Origin of the sequence: Stackebrandtia sp. (genome assembly GCF_035643755.1) — a bacterium.
Classification (GTDB): Bacteria; Actinomycetota; Actinomycetes; order Mycobacteriales; family Micromonosporaceae; genus Stackebrandtia.
In genome coordinates, this window is the sequence record NZ_DASQPW010000123.1 from 1 (window position 1) to 4182 (window position 4182).

6 protein-coding genes and 1 pseudogene are annotated in these 4182 nt (G+C 67.7%); 1 reads left to right on the plus strand and 6 read right to left on the minus strand.

What is annotated here, in order from left to right; translation table 11 throughout:
• On the minus strand, window positions 1-340 hold a 340-nt coding region (locus VE172_RS09500; protein ID WP_324800375.1), incomplete at its 3' end, for an ROK family protein.
• A gap of 122 nt (window positions 341-462) precedes the next feature.
• Window positions 463-1479, minus strand: a complete 1017-nt coding sequence (locus VE172_RS09505) for a LacI family DNA-binding transcriptional regulator (protein ID WP_324800376.1) — start codon at window positions 1477-1479, stop codon at window positions 463-465.
• Between the two features lie 127 nt (window positions 1480-1606).
• Between VE172_RS09505 and VE172_RS09510 the strand changes: the two genes are divergently transcribed.
• A complete protein-coding gene (locus VE172_RS09510; protein ID WP_324800379.1) occupies window positions 1607-2122 on the plus strand; it encodes a hypothetical protein in 516 nt (171 codons plus the stop codon).
• Here VE172_RS09510 and VE172_RS09515 read toward each other — a convergent pair.
• The 4 genes and pseudogenes from VE172_RS09515 to VE172_RS09530 form a co-directional block, all read right to left on the minus strand.
• Window positions 2119-3066 (minus strand): hypothetical protein, encoded by a 948-nt coding sequence (locus VE172_RS09515; protein WP_324800382.1) that lies wholly within the window; start codon window positions 3064-3066, stop codon window positions 2119-2121. The genes VE172_RS09510 and VE172_RS09515 overlap by 4 nt on opposite strands.
• Before the next feature lie 16 nt (window positions 3067-3082).
• Complete coding sequence (locus VE172_RS09520; RefSeq protein WP_324800383.1) at window positions 3083-3463, minus strand: hypothetical protein; 381 nt, start codon at window positions 3461-3463, stop codon at window positions 3083-3085.
• A 106-nt stretch (window positions 3464-3569) separates the two neighbouring features.
• Window positions 3570-3806: an SHOCT domain-containing protein gene (locus VE172_RS09525; RefSeq protein ID WP_324800386.1), complete on the minus strand. Its 237-nt coding sequence runs from the start codon at window positions 3804-3806 to the stop codon at window positions 3570-3572.
• A pseudogene (locus VE172_RS09530) lies at window positions 3803-4182 on the minus strand (hypothetical protein); the annotation flags it as partial. The gene VE172_RS09525 and the pseudogene VE172_RS09530, both read right to left, overlap by 4 nt.

The window sequence follows — 4182 nt, forward strand, 5'->3', positions numbered from 1 at the left end:
AGCCGGTGGCGATCTCGCCGACCAGCGCCGCCCGGGCGTCGTTCTCCAGCACGGCGGGGAGCCCGAGGACATCGGCGGCCCAGGCGATCAGGTCGACGCCGGCGAGGCCCTGCTGCTTGTCGTGGGCCTGGACGAGCCGCCCGGCGGCCTGGTCCACGACGCCGGGCACCGCGATGCCGACGGCCGTGGGCGCGGCGGCGTCGATCAGGTCGCCCGCGGCGGCGCGCGCCCGGGCGAGGTCGTCGCCGCCTGCCGGCACGGTCGTGGTGCTCACGGGGACTCCCGCGTCGATGACGCCGAGCTTGATGGCGGAGCCGCCGAAGTCGACGCACAGTTCCATGACCCGACACCTCCTCGTCCACCAATGGATCACCACCATGATCCACGGTGGCGATCTTGAGGTTGGTAACGTTACCAACCGCCCCTGAGCTTTGGCAAGCCTCGTTTTGTCGCAGTTCGGTATCAGGGATATTCGATGGAGACCGGCAACTCAACCGTCCGGCCCGCGCCCGCGTCCTCGTCGCCCAGCCGCGAGAACAACAGCGTCGCGGCCTCCCGTCCCAGCAGCCGCGCGTCGTGATTGATGATCGTCACCGGCACCGGCATCAGCTCCGACAGCTCGAAGTCGTCGAAGCTCACGATCGCCGGGCCCGGACCCGGCAGCCCGTCGCGGATCCGTCGCCCGATCTCGCGCAGCGCGCCGATGGTATTACGGTTGTTGGCGCTGAAGATCGCCGTCGGCGGCAGCCGCTGATCCAGCATCAACCGCGCCGCCCGGCTCGCCGCGGTGACGTCCTGCTGATCCCGCGCCACGATCGCCGGATCGATGGCCGCGCCCCGCTCGATCATCGCCCGCTCGTACCCCCGATACCGCCGCTGACCCGTGAACACCGAGCTGCTGGTGCCCAGAAACCCGATCCGCGTGTGCCCGGCGTCCAACAGCGAGATCGTCCCCCGATACGCGCCGCCCACGTCGTCGAGCAACACCGTGTCGACGTCCAGCCCCTCGACCTGCCGCGAGGCCAACACCACCGGCACGTCCCCCAGCCGCTCGGGCCGCAGGTGCGCCGCGTCCCCGCTGGTCGGCACCAACACCAGCCCCTCGACCTGCCGCCCGATGAAGTCGCTGACCAGCTGCCGCTCGCGCGCGTCGTCCTCGCCGGTGTTCCCCAGGATGATCCGCCGCCCGTGCTCGGCGGCGATCTCCTCGACCCCCAGCGCGAAGTTCCCGTAGTACGGGTTGGCCAGGTTGGTGATGGCGATCCCCACCAGGCCGCTGGGCTGCCCGGGCCTCAGGCTGCGCGCGTTCTCGTTGCGGTAGTACCCCAACTCGCGCACCGCCGCCATCACCCGCTCCTGCAGGTCCGGCCGCACGTTCCTGCCGCCCGCCAACGTCCGCGACGCGGTCATCGGGCTGACCCCCGCGCGGTTGGCGACCTCCTTGATCGTCGGCTGGCGTGCCCCTTTGGACGTCGACATCCCAGCCCTCCTTCGCTCCGGCGCCGATCCTATGCTCCCCCACCCTTCCGCCGTCCCGTCGCGCCCGCCCGCCGACGCGGATCTGGATTACCATCGCGGTGGTGACGTCCGCTCGAAGGGTGAACTGATGGGGATCTTGGCCGATCGGCTCGACGCGATGGTCGTCAGGGTGTCGTCGCCGGACGGACGGATCGCGGGCGAGCTGCGAAACCGGGACGACATCACCGTGTCGTTTCCCGCCGGCGGTTTCCGCCGCTACACCGAACGCGGTCTGGAGCACCAACTGTCCCGCCTGGTGCTGCGGCTGTGGACCGGCTACCGGCGGGGCTTCGACACGGCGCTCGCCGAGGCCCTCGACGGGAACCCCGAAAAGCCCCGACGGTCCTGGGACGCCAACCAGCGCCGCTTTCACACCGCGCAGGCCGAGACCGTCGCCGAGGGGATGTCCCCGGCCGAGTGCGTGTACCTGCGGACCGCCGGGATGAGGTCGTGTGACGTCGTCGTCCGCGACGGCACGGTGAACAAAATGGACGAATCGGAGTTCGTCGCCGAGCTGCTCGGCGCCTACCGCGCGATGAACCGGGACTTCCGCGCCAAGATGTACGAGCTTCGCGCCGAACACTTCGACGCCAGTCCACTTTAGGCGGAATTGCCGGTGGGTATGAGGCCGCCGTCGGCGTCGGTGGGGTCGAAGGTCTTGGGGCGATTGGCGAAGACCGGAACCCCGGTCGTCTGGTCGTCGCGCTGCATCAGCTTGTTGACCGTGTCGTCGGTGGTGTTCAGCGCCTTGATGATGCGCTGTTCGTCCGCCTCGATGTTCTTGCGCGCCTTTTCCAACGCCTTCTTGACGTTGTCCATGACGCCCCACACGTAGGCGGCGCCCAGCTCCACCTCCTCGGTCTTGTCGGGGGTGAACTTGCCCGCCGTGCCCAGGCCGCCGGAGATGACGGCCGAGGCTATCTGGACGCTCAGCTTGCTCGGCAGCAACGGAACCAGCAGCGACTGCACGGCGGTGGCGACGCCGAGAAAGACGGCCAGGCCCGTAGCGGTGTCGGGGCGGATCGCGTCCAACGCCGTGGTGCCCTTCTTGGCGATGTCCAGGGCGGCGGTGCGGCCGTTGGCGTACACGGCCCGCATCGCCTCGGCGTTTTTGCGCAGGCACGCGGCCATGACGCCGTGATTGGCGCGCACCAGCTCCAACGGCGAGAAGAAGTCCTCGACCAGGGCCGTTCCGAACATGCCGCGCCAGGACGCCTGGATGTAGTTCTTGGCGGTGTCGATGTTCTCCAGGCGGGTGTCGCCGCTGACGTCTTCGGAGGTACCGAACATCACCTCGACCTGCTTCATCTTCTTGATGAGCGGATCGAAGTCCGAGGGCACCGGCTTGCCGAACTCCTCGAACGTCGGCTTGACCCAGTCGAAGTGGCTGAGGATCTCCTCGTCGGTGGGGTCCTTGGCGTCCGTGTCCGTTGTGGGGGGTCCGGTGGGTACCGGTTTGCTGTTGTACTCCAGGCGGGCGGCACGCACCAGGGCGTCGAGTAGGTCATCGACGGCCTTGTCCAGGTCGTCGTCGAATGTGTCGTTCATGTGATCGTCGGCCTGTCTAGTCGTTCCAGTAGTTCGGGACCTGCAGCTCGCCCGGTATCTCGTCGCCGTGCAGCTTGGTGTCGGGTTCGCTGTCGATGACGTCCTTGAGCTTGTCCGCCAGGGAACCGTCGATCTTCTCGAACGCGTCGATGGCCTCCTTGAGCGCGTAACTGACGCTCAGCATGGACCCGGCCGTCACGAACAACAGTTGTTCGTAGACCGCGGCCAGCGATGCCCACGCCGGATGCGTGGCACCGAACTTCTTCTCGTCGGCCACGTCCACCTCGTGGACGGCGTTGGCCGCCTCGGTGTACGCGGCCTGGACTCGGGGCAGATTGATGTTGGCGACCCGCCATAGGCTGTACAGCTCGCCGCCGGTGACTTCGTTGTCATTCACGGTCTCATCCCTTGTTCCGATTTCGGTTCGCCACCAAAAGCTAAGGGACGCCGATGGACAAAATGTAATCTTCGGTGCCGACCGCGGACGCCGTCGGCACCGATGCCTACGTGGATGACGATCGCAGCGTGGCCGACCGGTGTTCGAACTCCTCGTCGTCGATCTCGCCCTTGGCGTACCGCTCGGCGAGGATGTGTTCGGCCCGCGAGACGCGGCGGCCGTCCCGGTGGGCCCAGGCCCGATAGGCCAACACCGCCATGACGATCAGCGCCGTCCAAAACAGCGCCATGCCGAGCAGCATGTATATCCAGCCGCCTCCCGCGCCGTATCCCCAGTACATCATCGCCGTTCTCCTTTGTGTTCGTCTACTGTGTCGTTTCGTCGTGGCGCGGCCGACGCCAGCACGCGCGACATGCCGGCGAGCGCGATGGACATGGCGCGCCATCCTTGTCCACCGTGGAACGGGCGCCCGGCGCGGAATCTCCACGGCAGATAGATGCCGAGGGAACTCTTTCCCAAGCGCCACAAGGGAGAGACCCCGACTCGGTAGTCACTTTCGGCGTTGTCGCGGACCCGCACGGGGTGGTCGGGATCGCCGGTCGCGGTCAGGGGAACCTGCGCGAACGTGGCCTTGTCGAACATCTCCATGACGCACATGCTCACCGGGTCGAAGTGGCGGGCCCGCGCGATCAGGCGCGGGTTGACGTGGGCGGCGATGT

Excerpts from the sequence above, each read along its gene's own strand:
- VE172_RS09505 (WP_324800376.1), bottom strand. The coding sequence starts at position 1,479 with ATGTCGACGTCCAAAGGGGCACGCCAGCCGACGATCAAGGAGGTCGCC.
- VE172_RS09510 (WP_324800379.1), top strand. The coding sequence starts at position 1,607 with ATGGGGATCTTGGCCGATCGGCTCGACGCGATGGTCGTCAGGGTGTCG.
- VE172_RS09515 (WP_324800382.1), bottom strand. The coding sequence starts at position 3,066 with ATGAACGACACATTCGACGACGACCTGGACAAGGCCGTCGATGACCTA.
- VE172_RS09525 (WP_324800386.1), bottom strand. The coding sequence starts at position 3,806 with ATGATGTACTGGGGATACGGCGCGGGAGGCGGCTGGATATACATGCTG.